Source organism: Micromonospora sp. NPDC047548, assembly GCF_040642975.1.
Lineage (GTDB): Bacteria > Actinomycetota > Actinomycetes > Mycobacteriales > Micromonosporaceae > Micromonospora.
Map to the genome: position 1 here is coordinate 127,355 of NZ_JBEYTI010000007.1, position 21,255 is coordinate 148,609.

The 21,255-nt window shown below is 74.2% G+C and carries 21 protein-coding genes; 12 read left to right on the forward strand and 9 right to left on the reverse strand.

The window, feature by feature from the left end; translation table 11 throughout:
• Window position 1: 1 nt before the first annotated feature.
• Entirely contained in the window at window positions 2–2,470 is a 2,469-nt protein-coding gene (locus ABZ807_RS10245) for a helicase-associated domain-containing protein (RefSeq protein ID WP_357154988.1), read from the reverse strand.
• Window positions 2,471–2,554: 84 nt separating this feature from the next.
• Here ABZ807_RS10245 and ABZ807_RS10250 point away from each other — a divergent pair, with 84 nt between their 5' ends.
• Together ABZ807_RS10250 and ABZ807_RS10255 are read left to right on the forward strand one after the other, a co-directional pair.
• Window positions 2,555–3,178: a haloacid dehalogenase-like hydrolase gene (locus ABZ807_RS10250; protein ID WP_357154990.1), complete on the forward strand. Its 624-nt coding sequence runs from the start codon at window positions 2,555–2,557 to the stop codon at window positions 3,176–3,178.
• Window positions 3,179–3,206: 28 nt separating this feature from the next.
• Window positions 3,207–3,593 carry a cold shock domain-containing protein gene (locus ABZ807_RS10255; RefSeq protein ID WP_357154992.1) on the forward strand — a complete coding sequence of 129 codons (387 nt, stop codon included), beginning with the start codon at window positions 3,207–3,209 and terminating at the stop codon, window positions 3,591–3,593.
• Here the strand turns inward: ABZ807_RS10255 and ABZ807_RS10260 are convergent.
• Entirely contained in the window at window positions 3,554–4,462 is a 909-nt protein-coding gene (locus ABZ807_RS10260) for a 1,4-dihydroxy-6-naphthoate synthase (RefSeq protein WP_357154994.1), read from the reverse strand. The genes ABZ807_RS10255 and ABZ807_RS10260 overlap by 40 nt on opposite strands.
• A gap of 616 nt (window positions 4,463–5,078) precedes the next feature.
• On the opposite strand from ABZ807_RS10260, the gene ABZ807_RS10265 reads away from it, so the two are divergent.
• Together ABZ807_RS10265 and ABZ807_RS10270 are read left to right on the forward strand one after the other, a co-directional pair.
• On the forward strand, window positions 5,079–5,564 hold the full coding sequence (locus ABZ807_RS10265; protein WP_357155237.1) for a helix-turn-helix transcriptional regulator: 486 nt from the start codon (window positions 5,079–5,081) through the stop codon (window positions 5,562–5,564).
• A complete protein-coding gene (locus tag ABZ807_RS10270; protein WP_357154996.1) occupies window positions 5,467–5,862 on the forward strand; it encodes a GNAT family N-acetyltransferase in 396 nt (131 codons plus the stop codon). The genes ABZ807_RS10265 and ABZ807_RS10270 overlap by 98 nt, the downstream gene beginning before the upstream one ends.
• On the opposite strand, the gene ABZ807_RS10275 is transcribed toward ABZ807_RS10270, so the two are convergent.
• Together ABZ807_RS10275 and ABZ807_RS10280 are read right to left on the reverse strand one after the other, a co-directional pair.
• Complete coding sequence (locus ABZ807_RS10275) at window positions 5,825–6,475, reverse strand: futalosine hydrolase (RefSeq protein WP_357154998.1); 651 nt, start codon at window positions 6,473–6,475, stop codon at window positions 5,825–5,827. The two genes, ABZ807_RS10270 and ABZ807_RS10275, sit on opposite strands and share 38 nt — an antisense overlap.
• A complete protein-coding gene (locus tag ABZ807_RS10280; protein ID WP_357155000.1) occupies window positions 6,472–8,193 on the reverse strand; it encodes an MFS transporter in 1,722 nt (573 codons plus the stop codon). The genes ABZ807_RS10275 and ABZ807_RS10280 overlap by 4 nt, the downstream gene beginning before the upstream one ends.
• Before the next feature lie 87 nt (window positions 8,194–8,280).
• On the opposite strand from ABZ807_RS10280, the gene ABZ807_RS10285 reads away from it, so the two are divergent.
• Window positions 8,281–9,120, forward strand: coding sequence for a DUF3027 domain-containing protein (locus ABZ807_RS10285; protein WP_357155002.1), 840 nt, complete (start codon window positions 8,281–8,283; stop codon window positions 9,118–9,120).
• 3 nt (window positions 9,121–9,123) lie between these two features.
• Here ABZ807_RS10285 and ABZ807_RS10290 read toward each other — a convergent pair whose 3' ends face one another.
• Window positions 9,124–9,381 (reverse strand): DUF2530 domain-containing protein, encoded by a 258-nt coding sequence (locus ABZ807_RS10290; RefSeq protein ID WP_357155004.1) that lies wholly within the window; start codon window positions 9,379–9,381, stop codon window positions 9,124–9,126.
• Between the two features lie 86 nt (window positions 9,382–9,467).
• Between ABZ807_RS10290 and ABZ807_RS10295 the strand changes: the two genes are divergently transcribed.
• From ABZ807_RS10295 to thpR, 5 genes are all read left to right on the forward strand, one after another.
• Complete coding sequence (locus tag ABZ807_RS10295; RefSeq protein WP_357155006.1) at window positions 9,468–10,946, forward strand: NCS2 family permease; 1,479 nt, start codon at window positions 9,468–9,470, stop codon at window positions 10,944–10,946.
• Between the two features lie 119 nt (window positions 10,947–11,065).
• Entirely contained in the window at window positions 11,066–11,515 is a 450-nt protein-coding gene (locus ABZ807_RS10300; protein ID WP_357155008.1) for a MarR family transcriptional regulator, read from the forward strand.
• Between the two features lie 71 nt (window positions 11,516–11,586).
• Window positions 11,587–12,873, forward strand: a complete 1,287-nt coding sequence (locus tag ABZ807_RS10305) for an MFS transporter (protein WP_357155010.1) — start codon at window positions 11,587–11,589, stop codon at window positions 12,871–12,873.
• 125 nt (window positions 12,874–12,998) lie between these two features.
• Window positions 12,999–13,514 (forward strand): hypothetical protein, encoded by a 516-nt coding sequence (locus tag ABZ807_RS10310; RefSeq protein WP_357155012.1) that lies wholly within the window; start codon window positions 12,999–13,001, stop codon window positions 13,512–13,514.
• The gene (gene thpR / locus ABZ807_RS10315; RefSeq protein ID WP_357155014.1) at window positions 13,511–14,089 is read left to right on the forward strand and encodes an RNA 2',3'-cyclic phosphodiesterase; all 579 of its coding nucleotides are present in this window, start codon (window positions 13,511–13,513) and stop codon (window positions 14,087–14,089) included. Before ABZ807_RS10310 ends, thpR begins: the two co-directional genes overlap by 4 nt.
• A 115-nt stretch (window positions 14,090–14,204) precedes the next feature.
• Here the strand turns inward: thpR and ABZ807_RS10320 are convergent, their stop codons facing one another.
• The 4 genes from ABZ807_RS10320 to ABZ807_RS10335 form a co-directional block, all read right to left on the reverse strand.
• Window positions 14,205–15,191, reverse strand: a complete 987-nt coding sequence (locus ABZ807_RS10320; protein ID WP_357155016.1) for an aldo/keto reductase — start codon at window positions 15,189–15,191, stop codon at window positions 14,205–14,207.
• A 59-nt stretch (window positions 15,192–15,250) separates the two neighbouring features.
• On the reverse strand, window positions 15,251–16,327 hold the full coding sequence (sepH, locus tag ABZ807_RS10325; protein WP_357155017.1) for a septation protein SepH: 1,077 nt from the start codon (window positions 16,325–16,327) through the stop codon (window positions 15,251–15,253).
• 183 nt (window positions 16,328–16,510) lie between these two features.
• Window positions 16,511–17,641, reverse strand: coding sequence for a phosphoserine transaminase (gene serC, locus ABZ807_RS10330; protein WP_357155019.1), 1,131 nt, complete (start codon window positions 17,639–17,641; stop codon window positions 16,511–16,513).
• Window positions 17,642–17,911: 270 nt separating this feature from the next.
• Window positions 17,912–19,018 (reverse strand): citrate synthase 2, encoded by a 1,107-nt coding sequence (locus tag ABZ807_RS10335; RefSeq protein ID WP_357155021.1) that lies wholly within the window; start codon window positions 19,016–19,018, stop codon window positions 17,912–17,914.
• A gap of 272 nt (window positions 19,019–19,290) precedes the next feature.
• Between ABZ807_RS10335 and pdxH the strand changes: the two genes are divergently transcribed.
• Both pdxH and ABZ807_RS10345 read left to right on the forward strand, forming a co-directional pair.
• A complete protein-coding gene (gene pdxH / locus ABZ807_RS10340) occupies window positions 19,291–19,920 on the forward strand; it encodes a pyridoxamine 5'-phosphate oxidase (RefSeq protein ID WP_357155239.1) in 630 nt (209 codons plus the stop codon).
• On the forward strand, window positions 19,917–21,206 hold the full coding sequence (locus tag ABZ807_RS10345; RefSeq protein WP_357155023.1) for an MFS transporter: 1,290 nt from the start codon (window positions 19,917–19,919) through the stop codon (window positions 21,204–21,206). Before pdxH ends, ABZ807_RS10345 begins: the two co-directional genes overlap by 4 nt.
• Window positions 21,207–21,255 lie beyond the last annotated feature (49 nt).

The window sequence follows — 21,255 nt, forward strand, 5'->3', positions numbered from 1 at the left end:
CTCAGTCCTCCACCACCGCCGCGGTGATCCGATGCAGCGCGAAGGTGTGCAGCATCTCCGTCCGGTCGTCCTCGGCGCGCAGGTAACCGGCGCCGATCGAGACCGGCCGGACCAGCCGGGACGCGGTCGCCCCGTGCGCGTCGACGTATCCGACCCAGACCAGCGACTTGTCCCGTACCGCCTGTTGCAGCACCGCCAGGGCGTCGCTGTGGCTGTGCGCCGGCATCGGGCCGGCCGCCGCCCGGGCCGCGCCGCCGCGCACCACCGCCGGGGCCCGCCGGGCCGCCCGCGCCGCCGCGTCGCCCCGTCGGATCTGCTCCACCACCCCGAGCAGGCGGGGCATCGCCAGCTTCGGGGCGGCCAGCGGGTCCAGCGCGCGGGTGGTCACCGACGCCCGGGCGGGGGCCCGCCGGGTCTTCGGCCGGGACAGCACCGCCGCGCCGCTGGCGTCCTCCGGCACCGGCGCGTACCCGACGTCGCGCAGCGCGGTCAGCATCCGCCCCACCTGGTACGGGGTGACCAGCACCGTCGGCGCCAGCCGGCGGAACGCCATCGGCTCCAGCCGCCGGTCGGCCAGCACCTCGGCGAGCAGCGCCTCGTCGTCGCTGCGCACGTACCCGCCGGCGGAGCCGAGGCGTAGCCCGCCGTGCTTGCGCGCCACGTCGTCCACCAGGTACGTCAGCCCCTGCGGGACCGGGGTACGCGACCGGCGGCGGAACAGGGCATGCAGGTCGTCGGCGGTGTAGCCGGCGTCCAGGGCGTGGCGCACGCTCGCCGTGGTGACCCGGTGCACGCTCGCCCCGCCGGCCGACTCGTGCTCGGCCACCACGTCCAGCTCGGCGGCGAGCGCCGGGTCGGGCGGGCCGGGCACCACGACACTCAGGTCTGCCTGCACCAGAAAGTGGTCGACCGGGGCGGGCAGCAGCGCGTCCAGCGCCCGCACCGCGCTCGACGGGTCGCCGCTCTCGGCGTCCGAGCGCAGGCCGAGCGGGTCGTCGCCGCCGCGCTCGTCCGCCTCGGTGACGTCGGCCAGCAGCAGCCGCCCGTACGAGGTGAGCGCGCCGAGCCCGGTGACGCCGAGCTGGGCCGCCTCGGCCAGCACCTCCCGGTGTGCGGCCTCCCGGCCCCGGCTGCGCCGGGGCGCCCGCCAGTCCAGCAGCTCCAGCACCTCCTCCGGGGTGGGCGCGGTGGCCGGCTCCAGGCCGGCCAGCACCCCGAGCACCGCCCGTCGGGCAGCCGGCGCGCCGGCCCGTTCCGCCTCGGCGGAGAGCACGCTGATCGGCCGGTCCCGGTCGTCGCGCTGGCCGACCAGCCCGACCTGCCGGCTCATGGTCAGCCAGGCCCGGGCGAGCTGCTCCCAGCGGTGGGCCAGCGACATCGCCCGCCACACCTCGTACCCGCCGGTGGGCAGCACCTGCTGGTCGGCGCCGTAGCGGGTGGTGGTGGCCCCGGGCAGGTCCAGCTCCCCGACCAGCCCGGCCGCGTACGCCACCTCGAAGACCAGCGCGGTGGTGGACTCGTCCAGCCCGACGGTGCGGGCCAGCCGGCGCAGGTCACGTACCCCGACACCGCCCGAGCGCAGCACCGGGGCCGGCTCTGCGGCCAGGCTCTCCAGCAGCGCCTCGGTGTGGCGTACCAGCTCCATGGTCTGCCCGGCCCCGGCGGAGTCGACGGCCTTCGGCTCGCGCGGCGGGGCGGTGACCGACGGCGGGCTGGTGCGCAGCGGGCCGAGCGGGCCGCTGTCCCGTCGCAGCAGCAGTCCCACCTCGCGGGGCAGCTCCACGGTGCCGGCGGAGACCGGCACGAGCAGCCGGGCGTCGACCAGCCAGCGGACCGGCGAACCGGTGGGCGCGCCGCCGTTGGTGGCGTCCGGCGGAAGGTCGTCCTCGGCGCCGACCGGGGGCGCCTGGAGGGCGCCCGGCGGCACGCTGCCCACCGGCGGTCCGGCGGCGAGCCGGTCGAGGATCGCCCGGGCCGAGGGGGGCGCGGCGAGCAGCGTCCGCCGCAGCTTCGCCGGGTCCGCGCAGAGCGCCGCCGTCCGCAGGTCCAGCTCCGCCGCCGGTCGCCCCAGGCCCGCCGGGTACGCGGAAACCTCGTCGACGCTGCCGGCGACGCGCAGGGCGTGCTCCGGGCCGTACAGCATGAAGAGCGCGCGCAGCCGGTCCACCGCGCCCCGGATAGTGGTGGGGGCGGGCGGGTGCGGCCCGGCGGTGGCCATGGCGAGGACGGCCTCGGTGGAGGTGGTGCCCTCCGTGGGGTGCCGGGTGAGCCGGGCGGCGTCCAGGATCTGGAGGGTGAACTGGTCCAGCCCGTCCAGCGCGCGGGCCACGGAGACCCGCGACTCGGCCCGGATGGCGAGGGCGGAGATGTCGGCGGGCACCGGCACCACGAGGTCGGGCCGCAGCTGGAGCAGGGCGGCCAGTGACTCGTCGGGCAGAGCGCGCAGGTGGTCGGCGAGTGAGGTGGTCATCGTCGTTCCACGCTAGCCCGCCGCGGGGCCGTCCCGCCCCTCGGACGTCCGGCTCGATCAGGGTTGGGCGGGTAGGTTCTCGGAATGCTCCCGCTGATGCTCGGTTTCGACCTCGACATGACCCTGGTCGACTCCCGCCCCGGCATCGCCGCCTGCTACCGGGCGTTGACGGTGCGGACGGGCGTGCCCGTCGACGCCGACCTGGCGGTGTCCCGGCTCGGTCCGCCGCTGCGCACCGAGATCGCGCACTGGTTCCCGCCCGAGCGGGTGGAGGAGGCGGTGACGATCTACCGCGAGCTGTACCCGGCGTACGCGATCACCCCGACGGTCCCGATGCCGGGCGCGCGGGAGGCGATCGAGGCGGTGCACGCGCGCGGCGGCCGGGTGATGGTGGTGACCTCGAAGATCGGCCGGTTGGCCCGGCTGCACCTGGAGCACCTCGGGCTGGCGGTCGACGAGCTGGCCGGGGACCTCTTCGCCGAGGAGAAGGCGACGGCGCTGCGGGCGTACGCCGCGACCCTCTACGTGGGTGACCACGTGGCGGACATGGTGGCGGCGGGCGCCGCCGGGCTCCCGGGGGTCGGGGTGGCCACCGGCCCGTGCAGCGCGGACGAGCTGCGGGTCGCCGGGGCGCATCATGTGTTGGATGATCTCACCGGATTCCCGGCGGCGCTGGACCGGATCATCGGGCTAGCCTTGGAGCAGTAGACGTCTCGAGCGAAGCAGGGGTTTTCAGGTGCCGACGGGTCGAGTGAAGTGGTATGACGCGGCCAAGGGATATGGGTTCGTCACCAGTGACGAGGGCGGCGACGTGTTCCTGCCCAAGGGCGCGCTACCCGCGGGTGTCACCGATCTCACGGGTGGGCAGCGCGTCGACTTCAGCGTGGTGGACAGCCGCCGGGGCGCCCAGGCGATGGGGGTCAAGCTGCTGGACGCCCCGCCGTCGATGGCGGAGCTGCGCCGGCGCCCGGCCGAGGAACTGCACGGCCTGGTCGAAGACATGATCAAGGTGCTGGAGGCGAAGGTCCAGCCCGACCTGCGCCGGGGCCGGTTCCCCGACAAGAAGACCGCGCAGAAGATCGCTCAGCTGGTCCACGCGGTGGCGCGCGAGCTGGAGGTCTGAGGGATCAGCCCGGCGTCGGCGGCCCGGCCCAGCAGCGCCTCCACGGCGGCGAATCCCGCGTCCCCCAGGTCCGCGGTGAACTCGTTGACGTAGAGGCCGATGTGCCGGTCCACCACGTCGGGCTCCATCTCCTGCGCGTGGGAGAGCACGTAGTCCCGGCTGGCGGCCGGGTCGGCCCAGGCCTGGCGGACGGATTCCCGGATCCAGCCGGCGGCCTCCGCCGGGTCGACGCCGCCCCTGCGGGCCAGGATCGCGCCGAGCGGGATCGGGAGGCCGGTGTCGCCCTCCCACCACTCGCCGAGGTCGACCAGCGCGGTCAGCCCGTGCCGCTGGTAGGTGAACCGGGCCTCGTGGATGACCAGCCCCGCGTCGTACTTCCCGGCGGCCACCGCCGGCATGATCTCGTGGAACGGCACCACCTCGATCCGCGCTGGCGGCCGTTCGGCCGACCAGAGCCGGAAGAGCAGGTACGCGGTGGTCCGGTCGCCGGGCACCGCCACCGTGGCCCCGCTCAGGTCGGCCCGGTCCGGCCGCCCGGCCCTGCCCGTTCCGCCCCCGGCCGCGCCTGCCCCGTCGCCCGCCGCGCCCGTTCCATCGCCCGCCGCGCCCCGGGTGAGCACCAGCGGGCCGCAGCCCCGGCCGAGCGCCCCGCCGCAGGGCAGCAGGTGGTAGTCGTCCAGCAGCCAGGGCAGCGCCGCGTAGCTCACCTTCACCAGGTCGAACGCGCCCCGCTCGGCGGCCGTGTTGGTGACGTCCACGTCCGCGTAGGTCACCTCGACCGGCGGCGCTCCGGGAACCTGGCCGTGCACCAGGGCGTGGAAGACGAACGTGTCGTTGGGGCAGGGCGAGATCGCCAGGGTGAGCGCCACGACCCCACGGTAACCCCGTCCCCGCACCGCCGTCCCACCGCGCCCGTCCGACTGTGACCCCACCCGCCGCCCCGCCGCCCTGCCGCCCTGCCGCCCTGCCGCCCTGCCGCCCTGCCACCCGCCGCCCTGCCGCCCTGCCGCCCTGCCGCCCTGCCGCCCTGCCGCCCTGCCACCCGCCGCCCTGCCGCCCTGCCGCCCTGCCGCCCTGCCACCCGCCGCCCCGCCGCCCCGCCCACTGCAGCGCGGCCGGGGGCGGGGTAGTCATGCCTTCGCAACTCGCTTTGGAGCTGATGACGTAAACGATTCAGCTCAAATCCTCGGCCGTTCCGGTTGCCTGGTTTACGGCCCCTTGGGCCCACCGACCGGCGGGCGTTCCTGTCGACGGCATCGGCAGTTCTGGCAACCACGCTCACCGGCTGGGTCCACAGGCTCCCGGCCCCGAGCCTGAATCGTCTACGACATCAGCTCCAAAGCGTCGCGTCACCCGTACCGCTGTCCCCAGCCGGGAAGGTTTTCCACAGTGTTGTCCACAGCATTTTCCACAGGTTGGCGCAGGCTGTTGAAAGACCGACGCGCGCGGCCGCAGCATGGGTGCGTGACGGAAGCACTGTCTCCGGTGGACCTGGGCCGCACGGTCCGCGCGATGCGCCGCCGCGCCGATCTGAGTCAGCGGGAACTGGCCGAGAGGTCCGGGGTACCGCAGGCCACCATCGCGCGGATCGAGTCGGGACGCGCGACCGACCCGCGATTCCGCACGATCGAGGCCATCGTGGGGGCGGTGGCGGGCCGGATCATGATTTCCGTGCCTCCCGCCGGCGGGGCTGTCGCCCCCGCGACCGGTGGCATCCCGACCGCAGACGGCGGCCACGTCCGGGCCGAGGACGCTGGCGGCAGCGGGGTGGAGGTCGGCGGGCGCGGCGTAGCCGAGGAGGGTGGCCACGCCGCGACGACGTGCGGGCTGCCGAGCGTTCCGCACGACGAGCTGCGCGACGCGGGAGTTCTCGGTGCGCCCGGTCTTTACCGACGGGCGGCCCGCGACGTGCTGGCGGTTCGTCGCCGAGCTGCCCGACGGGGAGTTGGTCGGCGAGTTGCGGGCCCATGAGCGCACGCCGCACCTGGCGTACGGCGGGGACGAGTCGGTGTGGCCGCGCGAGATGGTGCTCGACGGGGTGCTCGTCGCCGTCGAACACCGGCGGCTCGGCATCGGGCGCGGGCTGATGGACGCGCTGGTCCGGCGGATGGACGAGGTGGGTATCGGCAACGTCAGCGGGATCGTGGACGGTCCGGGAGCCAACTTCCTGGCCGCGTGCGGCTTCCGGGTCGAGCCGTACCGGCCCCTGGCGATGCGTCTCGGGCGGCCGGTCAGCGCAGCGCCCGGGCGGCCGCCGTCAGGGCGGTGAACGCCTCCCTCATCCGCCACGCCCCCCGGTCACGGGGACCGATCGGGTTGGAGATGGTGCGCAGCTCGGCGAAGGGGAGGCCGGCGTGCGCGGCGGCCACCGCCACGCCGTACCCCTCCATGGCCTCGGCCACGGCGTCCGGGTGGCGATCGGCGAGGGCGCTGGTGCTCGCGGCCGTGCCGGTCACCGTGCTGACGGTCAGCACCGCGCCGGTGACCGCCTCCGGGAGCGCCGCGAGCAGGCCGGCCAGCAGCTCCGGGTCGGCGACGACGGCCGGGCCGCCACCCAGCAGCTCCGGCGGCATGCCCAGCTCGTCGATCGGGATGAACCCGGCGGGCGACTCCGCGCCCAGGTCGGCCGCCACGCTCCGGGTGCCGAGCACCGTCCCGCCGACCGCCACCCGGCCGGCGAAGCCACCGCCGATCCCGGCGCTCACCACCGCCCGGTACGGGCGACCCGCCGCCTCGGCCAGCGTCAGCAGCCGCGCGGCGGCGGCACCGGCCACCGCCGGCCCCACCCCGACCGGCCGTACGGTCACCGTCGGGTCGGTGAGGCCGGCCCGGACCGCCTCCGCCTCGGCCGGCACGGCGGTCAGCACCAGCAGGCCCGTCACGACACCGGCCCTGGCGATCCCCGCCGCTGCTCGTCCGCCCCGCCGGGACGCGACGCGGCGGAGGACGGCCGGTAGATGTGGTACCCGGGCGGGGCCAGCCCGGGGTCGTCGCCGTCGGGGGAGCGGTGCCTGGTCGGCGCCGGTGAGGTGGGTGCGGACTGGGCGGCGGCCTTCGTGGCGGCGTCCTCCGCCTGGTCCGGACCGTGCGCACCAGCGCCGTGCCGCTCGGCGGCCGGCCCTCGCCCGCCGCCGTCCGGTACGTCCGGGCCCGGCCTGCTGCGGGCCGCCGCCTCCTCCTCCGCCGCGCGGTCCCGCTCGGCCAGCTCCTCGTCGGTGAGCGGGCGGCCGATCAGCCGTTCGCCGCGCAGCCGGCCGGCGACGACGATGCCCCGGGCGGCGGCGAGCACGCCGACCCCGGCGGCGACCGCGATGCCGACCCGCCCCTCGAAGGGGACCAGGCCGAGACCGCCGCCGGCCACGAAGGCGAGCATCAACGCCGTCTCCGAGTGGGCGAAGGAGCTGGCCCGCAGCCGCTCCGGGATCCGTTCCTGGATCGAGGCGTCCACGGCCAGCTTGGCGATTCCGCTGGTCATGGCGGCGACCAGGCAGAGCACCGCCACCATCGGCAGGGAGAACTTCACCGTGGCCAGGACGCCCACCCCGGCCACGATGACCATGCTGCTCGACTGGATCGCGGCGGGCCGGTGGATGCGCAGCCGGGTGCCCAGCGCGGTGGCCAGGAAGCCACCCACCGCCAGCGCGCCGCCGACCAGCCCCAGCGCCGCCTGGTCGTTGAGCTCCCGGCCGAAGAAGTCGGTGGTCAGGTCGCCCTTCTTCAGCGCGAACGCGAGGAAGAGCAGCAGGAAGCCGTAGAGCGCGCGCGGCGCTGCCGCGCCGATCAGGGTGGCGATCACCAGGCGGCCGGCCGGCCGGCCCCGGCCGAGGGGCCGGTCCCGGTCGCGGCGCAGCGCGCGCAGCGGGCGGGGCACCCGCTCCGGCGGCTCCGAGTCCGCCCTCGGTGGCAGCCGCAGCGCGATCACCATGCCGACCAGGAAGATCACCGAGGCGACCCGCAGCGGCCACTGCGGCCCGAACCAGAACGCGGCCAGCCCGATCGGCGCCACCAGCGCGCCGGCTACCGTGCCGTAGACGCTGGCGCGGGCGCCCACCTGGGAGAGGCCGAGCCCCTCCGGCAGCAACCGGGGCACGGCCGCCGAGCGGGCCACCCCGTACGCCCGGGAGAGCGCGAGTACGCCGAACGCGGCCGGGTAGAGCCCGAGGCCGCCGATGTAGTCCGAGATCAGCCAGGCCAGGAACGCCCGGCCGAGCATGGTGGTGGCCAGGGCGTACCGGCGGCCGTGTCGGAAGTGGTCGAGCAACGGGCCGACCACCGGCGCGAGCATGGCGAACGGCACCATCGTGACCAGCAGGTAGAGCGCGACCTTGCTGCGCGCCTCACCCAGCGGGACGTCGAAGAAGATCGTCCCGGCCAGGCCGATGGCGATCAGCGTGTCGCCGGCGCAGGAAACCGCGTGCAGGTCGAACAGGCGCACCATGCCGACCTCGCCGCCGGCCCCCCTGGCCCGCGCCGATCCCGCCCGCCGGGTCATCCAGCGTCCGCCGCTGACTGAACCGCGGAGCAGCAGACGGACGGCGCGGATGCCCGTGCCGACGGTCCGTCCGAGTGCGGACCGCCCGGAGCGGGAGAACGGCGGCATGTGCACCATCCTCGCCCATCTGATCCACTCCCGTCGCGCCACCGGGGGAAGACGTCATCGGGGAGTCCCTGTCGGGCGGCGACGCGCATGGGGAACAATGGGAGGGTGACCAGGCCCGCCTCCACCCGCGCCGCCCGCCTCGACCAGGTCTGTGCCGCCGCCGTCGAGGTGGCCCGCGACGCCATCACCGAGGTGGAGTCCTCCGACGTCGGCGACCACCTGCGCGCCGTCGCCGAGGGTGATCGGGTCGTCACCCACTACTTCGAGTGTCTACTCGCCGGCTACCGCGGCTGGCGGTGGGCGGTCACCGTGACCCGGGTGCCGCGCAGCAGGCACGTCACGATCTGCGAGACGGTGCTGCTGCCCGGCTCGGACGCGCTGCTCGCCCCGGGCTGGCTGCCCTGGCAGGAGCGGCTCAAGCCGGGCGACCTCGGCCCCGGTGACCTGCTGCCCACCCCGCCGGACGACGAGCGGCTCGCCCCCGGCTACCTGCTCTCCGACGACCCGGCGGTCGAGGAGGTCTCCTGGGAGCTCGGCCTCGGCCGGCCCCGGGTGCCGTCCCGGGAGGGGCGTACCGAGGCCGCCCAGCGCTGGTACGACGGCGACCACGGCCCGTCCGCGCCGATCTCGGTGGCGGCGCCCGCCGCCGCCCGCTGCGGCACCTGCGGCTTCTACCTGCCGCTGGCCGGCGCGCTGCGGCAGTCCTTCGGCGCCTGCGGCAACTTCTACGCCCCGGACGACGGCCGGGTGGTCAGCGCCGACCACGGTTGCGGCGCGCACTCCGAGGCGCTGATCGAGGCGGGGGAGTCCCCGGTCGACGAGGTGCCCGCGGTCTACGACGACAGCGCGGTGGAGGCCGTGACGGTCAGCCGGGCGCCGGGGTCGGTGGAGTCGGCCGAGCCGGCGGAGCCGTACGGCCACTCCTGACGATCAGCCCTGCGGGGGAGACTCGCGGCGGCGACGCCGGTTGGCGTCGTGCCGCATCATCACGGCCAATCCGGGAAAGCCCCACAGGAAACCGGCCAGGCAGGTCCAGAGCCAGTTCTGGTGCCCGTGCGCGGTGAGCCAGCCCCGGAAGAAGACCAGCAGGACGAGGCCGGCGATCGCCCAGGCGATCAACCCGGCCACCGCGAACGGGACCATCGGCGGGTCGAGCGGCTCGGGTCGCGGCGCTTGCTCCTGTGGCACGGGCAAAGCGTACGCGATCAATTTTCCTGCCGGCCCCTGATCTGGAACGATGCGCGCGACAACGGAAGATCATCTGCGAGGACCTGATGGCCATTGCGCCGCCGGACAACGGCACTCCACCCGATCCCGCCCGCCCCCGCACCGGTTTCGACCGGTTCTTCGAGATCTCCGCCCGTGGTTCGACGCTGAGCCGCGAGATTCGGGGTGGCCTGGCGACCTTCTTCACGATGGCGTACATCGTGGTGCTGAACCCGCTCATCCTGGGCGGCGCCGTCGACGGCGACGGCAAGAAGCTCTCGATCCCCGCGCTGGCCGCCGCGACCGCCCTGGTCGCCGGCCTGATGACGATACTGATGGGCGTCGTCGGGCGCTTCCCGATGGCGCTGGCCGCCGGTCTGGGCGTGAACGCGCTGATCGCGTACGAGATCGCCCCGGAGATGACCTGGGCGGACGCGATGGGCCTGGTGGTGATCGAGGGTGTGATCATCGGCGTGCTGGTCCTCACCGGCCTGCGCACCGCGGTCTTCCGCTCGGTCCCCACCCAGATGAAGACGGCGATCGGCGTCGGCATCGGTCTGTTCCTCACCATCATCGGCCTGGTCGATGCCGGCTTCGTCCGGCGCGTCCCGGACGCCGCCAACAGCACCGTGCCGGTGAACCTGGGCATCAACGGCAAGCTTGTCAGCTGGCCGATGCTGGTCTTCGTGGTCGGCGTGCTGCTGACCCTGGTGCTGCTGGTACGCCGGGTGCGCGGCGCGATCCTGATCGGCATCCTGGCCTCGACCGTGCTGGCGATCATCGTGGAGGCGGTCGCCCACGTCGGGCCGTCCTTCGTCAACGGCAAGCCCAACCCCACGGGCTGGTCGCTGAACGTGCCGGAGCTGCCCAAGCAGATCGTGGGCGTGCCCGACCTGTCGCTGCTGGGCAACTTCAACGTGCTCGACTCGTGGAGCCGGGCCGGCTGGCTGGTGCCGCTGATGTTCGTCTTCACCCTGCTGATCACCGACTTCTTCGACACCATGGGCACCATGGTCGCGATCGGCCAGGAGGGAAGCATGCTCGACGAGCGGGGCACCCCGCCGCGGGCGAAGGAGATCCTGCTGGTCGACTCGATCGCCGCGGCGGCGGGTGGCGCGGCGAGCGTCTCCAGCAACACGTCGTACATCGAGAGCGCCGCCGGTGTGGCGGAGGGTGCCCGGACCGGCGTGGCCAACCTGGTCACCGGCGTGCTGTTCCTGCTGGCGATGTTCCTGGCGCCGCTGTCGGTGGTGGTGCCGTTCGAGGCGGCCTCGACGGCGCTGGTGGTGGTCGGCTTCCTGATGATGAGCGCGGTGCGGACCATCGACTGGACCGACTACGAGATCGCCATCCCGGCGTTCCTCACCATCACCCTGATGCCGTTCACCTACTCGATCTCCAACGGCATCGGCGCCGGCATCATCAGCTACGTGCTGCTCAAACTGGCCAAGGGGAAGGCGAAGGAGGTCCACCCGCTGCTCTACGGGGTGGCCGCGCTGTTCGTGCTCTACTTCCTGCGCGGGCCGATCGAGGCCGTGGCGCTGTAGCTCGACCGCCGCTCCGGGCCGGGGCCGAATCCGACACCCGGCCCGGAGCAGCGCAAACCCCTCGTGAGCATGGTCATATCGCACGTCGTTAGCCAAGCTCATTAGTTATGCTAACTACTGTGACGGAGCGGACGGTGACGGCGAAACGCGTGCCACCGGCGCAGCTGGCCCCTCAGCTGCGTGATGCGATCACCCGACTCAACCGGCGGGTCCGGCAGGCCCGCCCGGTCGGCGACCTGACGGTCACCCAGCTCTCCGCGCTCACCAGCCTCAAGCTGGCGGGCGCGCTGACGCCCCGGGAACTGGCCGACGCCGAGCGGGTGCAGCCACCGACGATGACGAAGATCGTCGCGAAGTTGGAGGAGCGCGGCCTCGTGCAGCGCACCCCCCATCCGACCGACGGTCGTCAGGTCATCCTGGCGGCGACCGAGGGGGGCCGGGCCGTGCTCGACCAGTTCGAGCGGGCCCGCAACGAGTGGCTGGCCAGCCGACTGGCCGCGCTCACGGAGGACGAACGCGACACGCTGCGGCGCGCCGCCGAGATCCTCCAGCAGATCGCCCGAGCCTGACCGCGCCCGTACCGCCGGGTCCGCGCCGTCCGCCGTGGATGACGCGTACCACCCGAGGAGGCGCACCAAGAGTGCAGGCGAAGCTGAGCACGATTTTCCAGTCCCTACAGGTCCGCAACTACCGGCTATTCGCATCCGGGCAGCTGATCAAGCTGATCGGCGTCTGGATGATGTTCATCGCCCAGGACTGGCTCGTCCTCGAGCTCTCCGACGACTCCGCCACCGCGCTCGGCGTGGTCACCGCGCTCCAGTTCACCCCGGTGCTGCTGCTCACCCTGCTCTCCGGCCGGCTCGCCGACCGGTACGACAAGCGGCTGCTGCTCTTCGTCGCCAACGCCTTCTGGACGGTGCTCGCGCTCGCGATGAGCGTGCTGGTCCTCACCGACCTGGTCGAGCTCTGGCACGTCTTCGCCTTCGCCGCCCTGCTCGGCGTCGCCAACGCCGTCGAGACCCCGGTCCGGCAGGCGTTCGTCTCCGAGCTGGTCGGCATGCCGCTGCTGCCCAACGCGCTCTCGCTCAACGCGGCGGTGTTCAACTCGGCGCGGATCGTCGGTCCGGCCGTGGCCGGCCTGGCCATCGCCGCATTCGACGTCGGCCCGGTGTTCCTCTTCACCGCGGTCAGCTCGATCGCCCCGCTGGTCACCGTGGTGCAGATGCGCCCGGCCGAACTGCACCGCAAGGACCTGCCGCCGGTCGGCGAGCGGGACTCGGCCAAGGTGGTCGACGGGCTGCGCTACGTCTTCCGCCGCCCCGACCTGCTGCTGCCGATGGCGGTGATGTCGGTCGTCGGGATGACCCTGTTCAACTTCCAGCTCACCCTCGCCGCGCTGGCCAAGACCGTCTTCCAGACCGGCGCCGCCTCGTTCGGCCTGTTCAGCACCGCGCTGGCGATCGGGGCCCTGGTCGGGGCGCTGGCCGGCACCGGACGGCGCAGCCGCCCCTCGGTCTGGCTGGTGCTCGGCGCGGCGGTCGGCTGCGCCGTCTTCGGCACCCTGGTCGGGCTCGCGCCGGCGTACTGGCTGGTGGTGGCGCTGCTGCTGCCGACCGGCTTCTTCATGGTCTTCTTCGCCCAGGCCGCCAACCAGCGGGTCCAGCTCAGCGTCGACGCCGCCTTCCGGGGCCGGGTCATGGCGCTGTGGGTGCTGGTCTTCCTCGGCACCAACCCGGTCGGCGCGCCGCTGATCGGCTGGGTCGCCGAGACCTACGGCGCCGGGGCGAGCATCTGGATCGGCGGCCTCATCTCACTGGCCACCGCTCTGCTCGCGCTCACCTGGCAGCTGCGCCGGTCCGGCGCCCGGCTGCGCTTCCGGGTGCTGCCGATGCCCCGCTTCTACGTGGTCTCGTCGCCCGACTGTTGACCGCCGCGCTCACGACCCCGGCACGCGCATCCGGCCCGCCTTCGCCATCCGGGGAAGGCGGGCCGGTTTCGCCGGATACCGGCAATCCGGTGGCGGGCGGTCGGTGTGGGCCTTAGCGTCGATACGTGGCAGGCGGTGGCGCACTGACGCTGGTGGTGACGTTCCTCGCCGTGGCATGCCTGCCGGCGGCGTTCGCCCTGGTCTTCTGCCTGGACGAGATCCTCGACCGGGTCGCCTGCGGCTGGGCCGAGTGGCGGGACGGGCGGCGCGAGCGCCGCACCATCGCCCAGCTGGACCGGGCGATCGAGGCGGACGCCCTCACCCGCGACTTCGACCTGAGCCAGCTCGACCGGGCCGACCGGCAGCCCCTCGAACGCATCGCCGCCGACCTGCGCCGCCTCGGCGGGCACCGGCTCGCCGCCCACGCCCGCTCGGTGATCTGGCACGGTTCGGTCATCGACGCGTACGACGACCGGCTCCGGGCCGCCTGCCGGTCGCTGGGGATCACCGAGCACCTGACCGAGCTGGCGGGCGTGGACCGGGAGATCGAGCGGGTGCGGGTCGAGGGGCTGCTGGCCCGGGCCGGGCTGGCGTTGCCGGCCGCCGTGGCCGGGAGACGATCCCGCCACCGGCGGGCGTGAGGCTCTTCGTCGCGGTCTACCCGCCCCCCGCCGCGGTAGCCGACCTGACAGACCGGGTCGCCGGGCTGCGTGTCGGGGCCGCCTGCGCCGCCGGCGTCAACGTACGCCTCGCCGACCCGGCGCACCTGCACGTCACGCTCGCCTTCCTCGGCGAGGTGGAGGCGGATCGCCTGGTCGACGTGGAGAGCACACTAGGGCTCGCCGCCGAGACGTCCCGCGCCGGGCGGGACGGCGTGCCCCGGCTCCGGCTCGGCGGCGGCGGGCGGTTCGGCCGGGACCGTTTCACCGTGCTCTGGGTGGACCTGCTCGGCGACGTCGAGGCGCTGCACGTGCTGGGCCGGCTGATCCGGATGGGGTTGCGCCGCAACCGCCTCCCGCACGACGAGAGGCCGTTCCGCCCGCACCTGACCGTCGCCCGCCCCGGCGACCGGGTCGACCGGGCCGACGTGGAGGCCGACCGGGCCGCGCTCGGCGATTACCGGGGGCCGGAGTGGCCGGCGACCGAGATGGTGCTGGTCCGCAGCCACCAGGGGCCCCTGCCGACGTACGACCGGCTCGCCGCCTGGCCGCTCTGATCCGTTCCGCCGCCCGCAATCGGTCCGATTCTCCCCGCTTGCGGCAGGTCGCGGCATCCTGGGCCGGGATGACCGCGACCTGCCGCACACCGGGAGGGTCACGGCCGAGGGCGGGTCACCAGGCCCAGGCCTCCGGGCCGGGACCGCCCCTGCCGATCGGCGGAAAGAGCTCGTCCAGCCGGGTGGCGGTCGCCTCGTCGATGTCGACGGCCAGCGCGCCCAGGCTCCGGTCGAGCTGGTCCACGGTGCGCGGGCCGATGATCGGGGCGGTCACCCCGGGCCGGGAGAGTAGCCAGCCGAGCGCCACGTCGGCCGGGTCATGCCCCAGGTCCGCGCAGAGCTTCTCGTACGCCTCGATGGTCGGCCGGTGCTCGGCCAGCGCGTCGGCGGAGCGTCCGCTGGCGCCCCGCGCGGCACCGCCCTCGGCCATCTTGCGGATGACGCCGCTGAGCAGGCCGCCGTGCAGTGGCGACCAGGGGATGACGCCCAGCCCGTGGTGCTGCGCGGCGGGGATCACCTCCAGCTCGACGTGCCGGGTGAGCAGGTTGTAGATGGACTGCTCGGCGACGAGACCAAGGAAGTTGCGCCGGCCCGCCGCCGCCTGCGCCTGGGCGATGTGCCAGCCGGCGAAGTTGGACGATCCGACGTAGATCACCTTGCCGTGGGCGACCAGGGTCTCCATCGCCTGCCAGATCTCCTCCCACGGGGTGCTCCGGGAGACGTGGTGCATCTGGTAGAGGTCGATCACGTCGGTCTGGAGCCGGCGCAGCGAGTCCTCGCAGGCCCGGATGATGTGCCGGGCGCTCAGGCCCTGCTCGTTGGGCCAGTCGCCCATCTTGCCGTAGACCTTGGTGGCGAGGACGACCTTGTCACGCCGGCCGCCGCCCTGGGCGAACCAGCGGCCGATGATCTGCTCGGTGATCCCCTCGCCGGTCTGCCAGCCGTACACGTTGGCGGTGTCGAAGAAGTTGATGCCGTGTTCCAGCGCCCGGTCCATGATGGCGAAGCTGTCCGGCTCGGTGGTCTGCGGCCCGAAGTTCATGGTGCCGAGGCAGAGCCGGCTCACCGACAGACCGGTGCGTCCCAGATTCGTGTACTCCATGGGTCCACCCTGGCACGCGGACACTTAGAGTGCCTCGCGACACCAGGGTGCCCGATCGATCAGGAGGACTCGCGGGCCGCCGGACCGCTGCCAAAGAGGACATCGTCCCAGCTCGGCAGCCGCTTGCGTGGCTTGCCGTTGGCGTCGGTGGACTCGCCGGCGGCCGCTGCGGCACCCGTGCGGCGGGGCCGGAGCACCGCCAGCGACGGTACGGCCGGGATCTCCTTCGGCGCGTCCGAGTCGTCGTCGAACGCCGAACCCTGACCGCCGCCGAGCAGTGCCGCCGCGCCTCCGCCGACGGCCCGCTGCCGGGGCGCCTCGGCGCCGGCCAGCGCGGCCGGGGACCGCGGGTCGAGCCCGCGGCCGGAGGTGCCGCCGAGCGGCCGGTCGAGGGAGGCGAGCAGGGCATCCCGCCCGGCCCGGATCGGGTCCCGGCCCGGACGGCTGTGCTCGCCGGCCGCCGGCAGGCCGTGCCCGCCCCGGCTCGGCTCGCCGCGCGACGGGCCGGGCAGCGCGTGCCCGCCCCGCTCCGGCGCCGGCTCCTGGCCGAGGATCGGCGTGGGACGCTCGGCGCACAGGTACTGCGCCATGTCGTCGTGTGGGGTGACGTTCTGCCGGAGCTTGTCGAGGTCCCAGACCGCCTGCGCGGTGGCCTTGCCGGACGGCCAGGTGGCGATGATCCGCCAGGTGCCGTCGTCGCGCCGGTACGCGTCCCAGGAGATCTTCTCGGTGTCGATCCCGTGCTGGGCGAGACGGCCGTTGACCACCTCGGCGAGCGGGGTCGGCTTCTCCGCGCCCTTGAGCCGGGTGCGGCGGGCGTGCTGGGCGAGCATTGCCCGCTCCTGGAGCACCGGGCCGGCGTATCGCAGGACGCGGTCGACCGGGACGCCCGCGATGCGGGCGACGTCCTCGGCGGATTCGCCGGAGCGGATCCGGGCCTGGATGTCCCGCGGGGAGAGCGACGGCGTCGGGTCGGCGGTGGTCGACACCACCGCGAGGGGCGCCGCGCCGGGCTCGGCGTGCAGCGCCGTGGCGATCCGTCCGTCGATGGGGAGGGCGAGCAGGCGCCCGACCTCGTCGGCGAGCACCAGAGCCTGGCCGTCCTCGGAGAGGGCGACGAAGCGTACTGGGCGCATGGCGTTGCCTCCGTCCCGCTTCGCTGGCCGTCACGCCACGAGCCGGCCACCCGGGCGTCTCGCACCACCGTACGCTCATCCACCCGAAGCTGGGGGATGCGACACCCGCATGTCGCGACTGAGCTGCGGCGATGATCACGGTGGGTGGTCGACGGGGCGCCGTCGACCACCCACCGTCACTGTCTACTGGAGCCGCTCCACCACGTAGTCGATGGAGGCGGTCAGCGCTTCCACGTCGGCCGGCTCGACCGCCGGGAAGAGCGCGACGCGGAGCTGGTTGCGGCCCAGCTTCCGGTACGGCTCGGTGTCCACGATGCCGTTCGCGCGCAGCGCCTTGGCGATCGCCGAGGCGTCCACCCCGTCGGCGAAGTCGATCGTGGCGACCACGTTGGAGCGCAGCGCCGGGTCGGCGACGAACGGCGTGGCCACCGCGGAACGCTCGGCCCAGCCGTACACGATGCCTGCGCTCTCGGCGGTGCGCTTGGCCGCCCACGCCAGGCCGCCCTGCCCGTTCATCCAGTCGGTCTGCTCGGCGGCCAGGAAGATGGTGGCCAGGGCCGGCGTGTTGTACGTCTGCTCCAGCCGCGAGTTGTCGATCGCGGTGACCAGGTCGAGGAACGCCGGGATGTAGCGACCCGACTCCTTGATCTCGGTGGCCCGCTCCAGCGCGGCCGGCGACATCAGGGCCAGCCAGAGGCCGCCGTCGGAGCCGAAGCACTTCTGCGGGGCGAAGTAGTAGACGTCGGTCTCGCCGACGTTGACCTCCAGGCCGCCCGCGCCGGAGGTGGCGTCGACCAGCAGCAACGAGCCGGGGTCGGCGCCGGCCACCCGGCTGATCGCCACGGCGACGCCGGTGGACGTCTCGTTGTGCGGGGTGGCGTAGACGTCCACGCCCGCCTCGGCGACCAGCGTGGGCGCGGAGCCCGGCGCGGACCTGCGGACGGTCGGCTCGCCCAGGAACGGGGCGTCGGAGACCGACTTGGCGAACTTCGCGCCGAACTCGCCGAAGCTGGCGAACTGGGCGCGGTCGCGGACCAGGCCGAAGGTGGCGACCTCCCAGAAGGCGGTGGTGCCGCCGTTGCCGATGACCACCTCGTAGCCCTCGGGGAGGGAGAAGAACTCGGCGATGCCCCGGCGCAGCCGGGCCACCTGGTCCCGGACGGTCTTCTGCCGGTGCGAGGTGCCCAGGTAGCTGGTGGCGACGTCGGCGAGGGCGGAGACGGCCGCCGGACGGACCTTGGACGGCCCGCAGCCGAAGCGCCCGTCGGCGGGCTTGATGTCGTCGGGAATCCGGATGGTCGGTGCGTCAGCCACAGTTTTCTCGATCCTTCCGCGTGGGCGAGGACGGGCCCTACAGCGGGCGCGGACCGACGGCGGCCGCGCGCGGGCGCACGGGAAGCCGGGATCCGAGCCCGGTCCGGCGGCACTGCCGGCCTTCATCCTCGCACCCCGCCCGGGTCGTCCGGCGGCTGGTCCCACCCCGCGCGCTGAGTGATGCACCACAATCCGGACGCCGCGGAGGCGCGGTGCGGGGACGCGAAGGGCCCCGTCCGCGTGGACGGGGCCCTTCGACGGGTACGCGGGTCAGACGCCGTGCGGGATGGCGTCCCAGCCCTCGACCTCCTGCGGCTTGCGGATGGCCGGCCCGACGTAGCGGGCGGACGGCCGGACCAGCCGCTGGAGCTTCTTCTGCTCCAGGATGTGCGCGCTCCAGCCGCCCATCCGGGCGCAGGTGAACATCGAGGTGAACATGTGCGCGGGCACCTCGGCGAAGTCCAGCACCACGGCCGACCAGAACTCGACGTTGGTGGCGAGCACCCGGTCCGGGCGGCGGGCCTGGAGCTCGGCCAGCGCGGCCTTCTCCAGCGCCTCGGCGATCTCGAAGCGCGGCGCGCCCAGCTCCTTGGCGGTACGGCGCAGCACGCGGGCCCGCGGGTCCTCGGCCCGGTAGACGCGGTGGCCGAAGCCCATCAGCCGCTCGCCGCGGTCGAGGACGCCCTTGACGTACCCCTCGGCGTCGCCGCTGCGCTCGACGGCCTCCAGCATGCTGAGCACCCGGCTCGGGGCACCGCCGTGCAGCGGGCCGGAGAGCGCGCCGATGCCGGAGGAGATGCACGCCGCGGCGTCGGCGCCGGTGGAGGCGACGATCCGGGTGGTAAAGGTGGAGGCGTTCAGGCCGTGCTCGGCGGCCGAGATGAAGTACGCGTCGACGGCCTTGACGTGCCGCGGGTCGGGCTCGCCGCGCCAGCGCTTCATGAAGCGCTCGACGATCGTCTCCGCCTTGTCGATCTCCTTCTGCGGCACGGCGGGCAGGCCGAGGCCGCGGGCCGACTGGGCGACGAAGGAGAGCGCGGTGACCGAGACCCGGGCCAGGTCCTCACGGGCCTGCTCGTCGGAGATGTCCAGCAGCTGCTCGAGCCCCCAGTACGGGGCCAGCATGGCGACCGCGGACTGCACGTCGACGCGGATGTCGCCGGAGTGCACCGGCACCGGGAACGGCTCGGCCGGCGGCAGGCCCGGGCCGAACCGCCCGTCGACCAGCAGCGCCCAGACGTTGCCGAAGGAGACCTGACCGATCAGATCCTCGATGTCGACGCCGCGGTAACGCAGCGCGCCACCCTCGCGGTCCGGTTCGGCGATCTCGGTCTCGAAGGCTACGACGCCCTCCAGGCCCGGTTTGAAGTCAGACATGTCGTCTCCTGGCTTCTGGCTCGGTGCGCCCGCGCGGGCTCAGTCCGGCCCAGACCTTAGGCGACCCTCAGGGATGTGTTCGTGACATCTTGCCTGGTGGGTAACCGAGTGCGCGACCCAGTGCGACTGTGCCGCACACGACATCCCCGCCGGTGGAGGCCGGCACGCCCTCGGCGAGACTGTGCGGTGGGGGCTGGCCAGCGTCGGGGGACGCGGGCGCCGCCACGAGAGGGAGAAGGAACGTGACGGGCGACACACCGCCTCCGGCGGTCATGCGTAACGAGTACGCCCCCGACCTGGGCCTTTCCGAGGCCGATCTGGCCGCGGACTGGTACACCCAGTTCGACCGCTGGTTCGCCGACGCGATCGCCGCCGGGCTGCCCGAGCCGAACGCGATGGTCGTCGGCACCGCCGACGCCGCCGGCCGCCCCAGCGGCCGCACCGTGCTGCTCAAGAGCTACGACCCGGAGGGCTTCGTCTTCTACACCAACTACACCTCCCGCAAGGGCGGTGAGGCGACCGCCAACCCGTACGCCAGCCTGGTCTTCCCCTGGTTCCCGATGCAGCGGCAGGTGGTGGTCGCCGGCCCGGTGCAGCGGGTGGACCGGGCGGAGACCGAGGCGTACTTCGCCAGCCGGCCGCGTGGGTCGCAGCTCGGGGCCTGGGCCAGCGCCCAGTCCCGGGTCATCCCCGACCGGGCGGCGCTGGACGAGGCGTACGAGGTGATGGTCGCCCGCTTCGCCGACGTGGCGCAGATCCCCGCGCCGCCGCACTGGGGCGGGTTCCGGATCCGGCCGGAGTCGGTGGAGTTCTGGCAGGGGCGGGCGAGCCGGCTGCACGACCGGCTGCGGTTCCGCCGCACCGACGGCGGCGACTGGATCACCGAGCGGCTCGCCCCGTGACGGCGGTCAAGGAGACCCGGCCGCGCGGGGCGCGCCGCTGGGCGATCGACCTGCGCCCGCTGCGGGTGCCCGCGTACCGACGGATGTGGTTCGGCAACACGCTGGCCATGTTCGGCTTCCAGTTCACCGCCGTGGCCGTGCCGGTGGAGATGTACGCGCTGACCGAGGACTCGCTCTGGGTCGGGCTGCTCGGCGTCGCGGGATTCGTACCCCTGCTGGTCTTCGGGCTCTGGGGCGGCGCGGTGGCCGACGCCCGCGACCGGCGCCGGGTCCTGCTCGCCGGTTCGGCGCTGCTCTGGGCCTCGATGGCCGGCCTGCTGCTGCACGCGCTGCTGCGCGGGGGCAGCCCGGTGGTGCTGTTGGCCCTGGTGGCCGTGCACTCGATCGCGTTCGCGATCAGCTCGCCGGCCCGTACGGCGATCCTGCCCCGGCTGCTGCCGCCCGAGCTGGTGCCGGCGGGAAGCACGCTGAACTACACCACCTTCACCGCCGCGTCGGTGGTCGGTCCGCTGGCCGCCGGTCTGATCTTCGCGGCCTTCGGCACCGGGCCCGGCCTGCCGATCGCCTACGCCCTGGACGCGCTGCTCTTCACCGGCCTGGTGGTGGCCACCGTGCGGTTGCCCGCGATGCCCCCGGAGCCGCCCGCCGAGGGCGAGGCCCGCCGGGGCGGGCTCGCCGGCATCGTCGACGGGTTCCGCTACCTCGCCGCCACGCCGGTGCTGCTCTCGTCGTTCGCCATCGACCTGATCGCGATGATCCTGGCCATGCCGCGCGCGCTCTTCCCGGAGATCGCCGAGAGCCGGTTCGGCGGCGGCGCGGCGGTGGGCTGGCTCTACAGCGCCATCGCGATCGGCGCCATGATCGGCGGCCTCACCTCCGGCTGGATCGGCCGGCTGCGGCGGCAGGGCCTGGCCCTCGTGGTGGCGGTGGTCGGCTGGGGGCTGGCGATCGCCGCCGCCGGGCTGGCCCACCAGCTCTGGCTGATGGTCGCGTTGCTGGCCGTCGCCGGAGCGGCCGACCTGGTCAGCGCGGTGCTGCGGCAGTCGATGCTGTTGATCCACGCGCCGGACCGGATGCGTGGCCGGCTCCAGGGCGTCAACACCGTGGTGGTCGCCGGCGGGCCGCGCCTGGGCGACCTGCGCGCCGGCGCGGTGGGTGCCGGGTTCGGCACCGGCGTGGCCTGGGTGGGCGGCGGTCTGCTCTCCGCCGTGCTCGCTGTCGCGCTGGTGGTGGCCTTCCCGGCGCTGCTGCGCTACCGCGCGGCCACGACCGCCGACCGCGACTGAGCTGTCCGCCGCGCCCGAGCCGCCCGGGTGGTCGGGGGCGGCCGGTCCG

What these genes read in the sequence shown, in the direction of transcription:
- ABZ807_RS10245 (WP_357154988.1), bottom strand. Translation starts at nt 2,470, where the DNA reads ATGACCACCTCACTCGCCGACCACCTGCGCGCTCTGCCCGACGAGTCA.
- ABZ807_RS10250 (WP_357154990.1), top strand. Translation starts at nt 2,555, where the DNA reads ATGCTCCCGCTGATGCTCGGTTTCGACCTCGACATGACCCTGGTCGAC.
- ABZ807_RS10280 (WP_357155000.1), bottom strand. Translation starts at nt 8,193, where the DNA reads ATGCCGCCGTTCTCCCGCTCCGGGCGGTCCGCACTCGGACGGACCGTC.
- ABZ807_RS10285 (WP_357155002.1), top strand. Translation starts at nt 8,281, where the DNA reads ATGGGGAACAATGGGAGGGTGACCAGGCCCGCCTCCACCCGCGCCGCC.
- ABZ807_RS10295 (WP_357155006.1), top strand. Translation starts at nt 9,468, where the DNA reads ATGGCCATTGCGCCGCCGGACAACGGCACTCCACCCGATCCCGCCCGC.
- ABZ807_RS10320 (WP_357155016.1), bottom strand. Translation starts at nt 15,191, where the DNA reads ATGGAGTACACGAATCTGGGACGCACCGGTCTGTCGGTGAGCCGGCTC.
- sepH (WP_357155017.1), bottom strand. Translation starts at nt 16,327, where the DNA reads ATGCGCCCAGTACGCTTCGTCGCCCTCTCCGAGGACGGCCAGGCTCTG.
- ABZ807_RS10335 (WP_357155021.1), bottom strand. Translation starts at nt 19,018, where the DNA reads ATGTCTGACTTCAAACCGGGCCTGGAGGGCGTCGTAGCCTTCGAGACC.
- pdxH (WP_357155239.1), top strand. Translation starts at nt 19,291, where the DNA reads ATGCGTAACGAGTACGCCCCCGACCTGGGCCTTTCCGAGGCCGATCTG.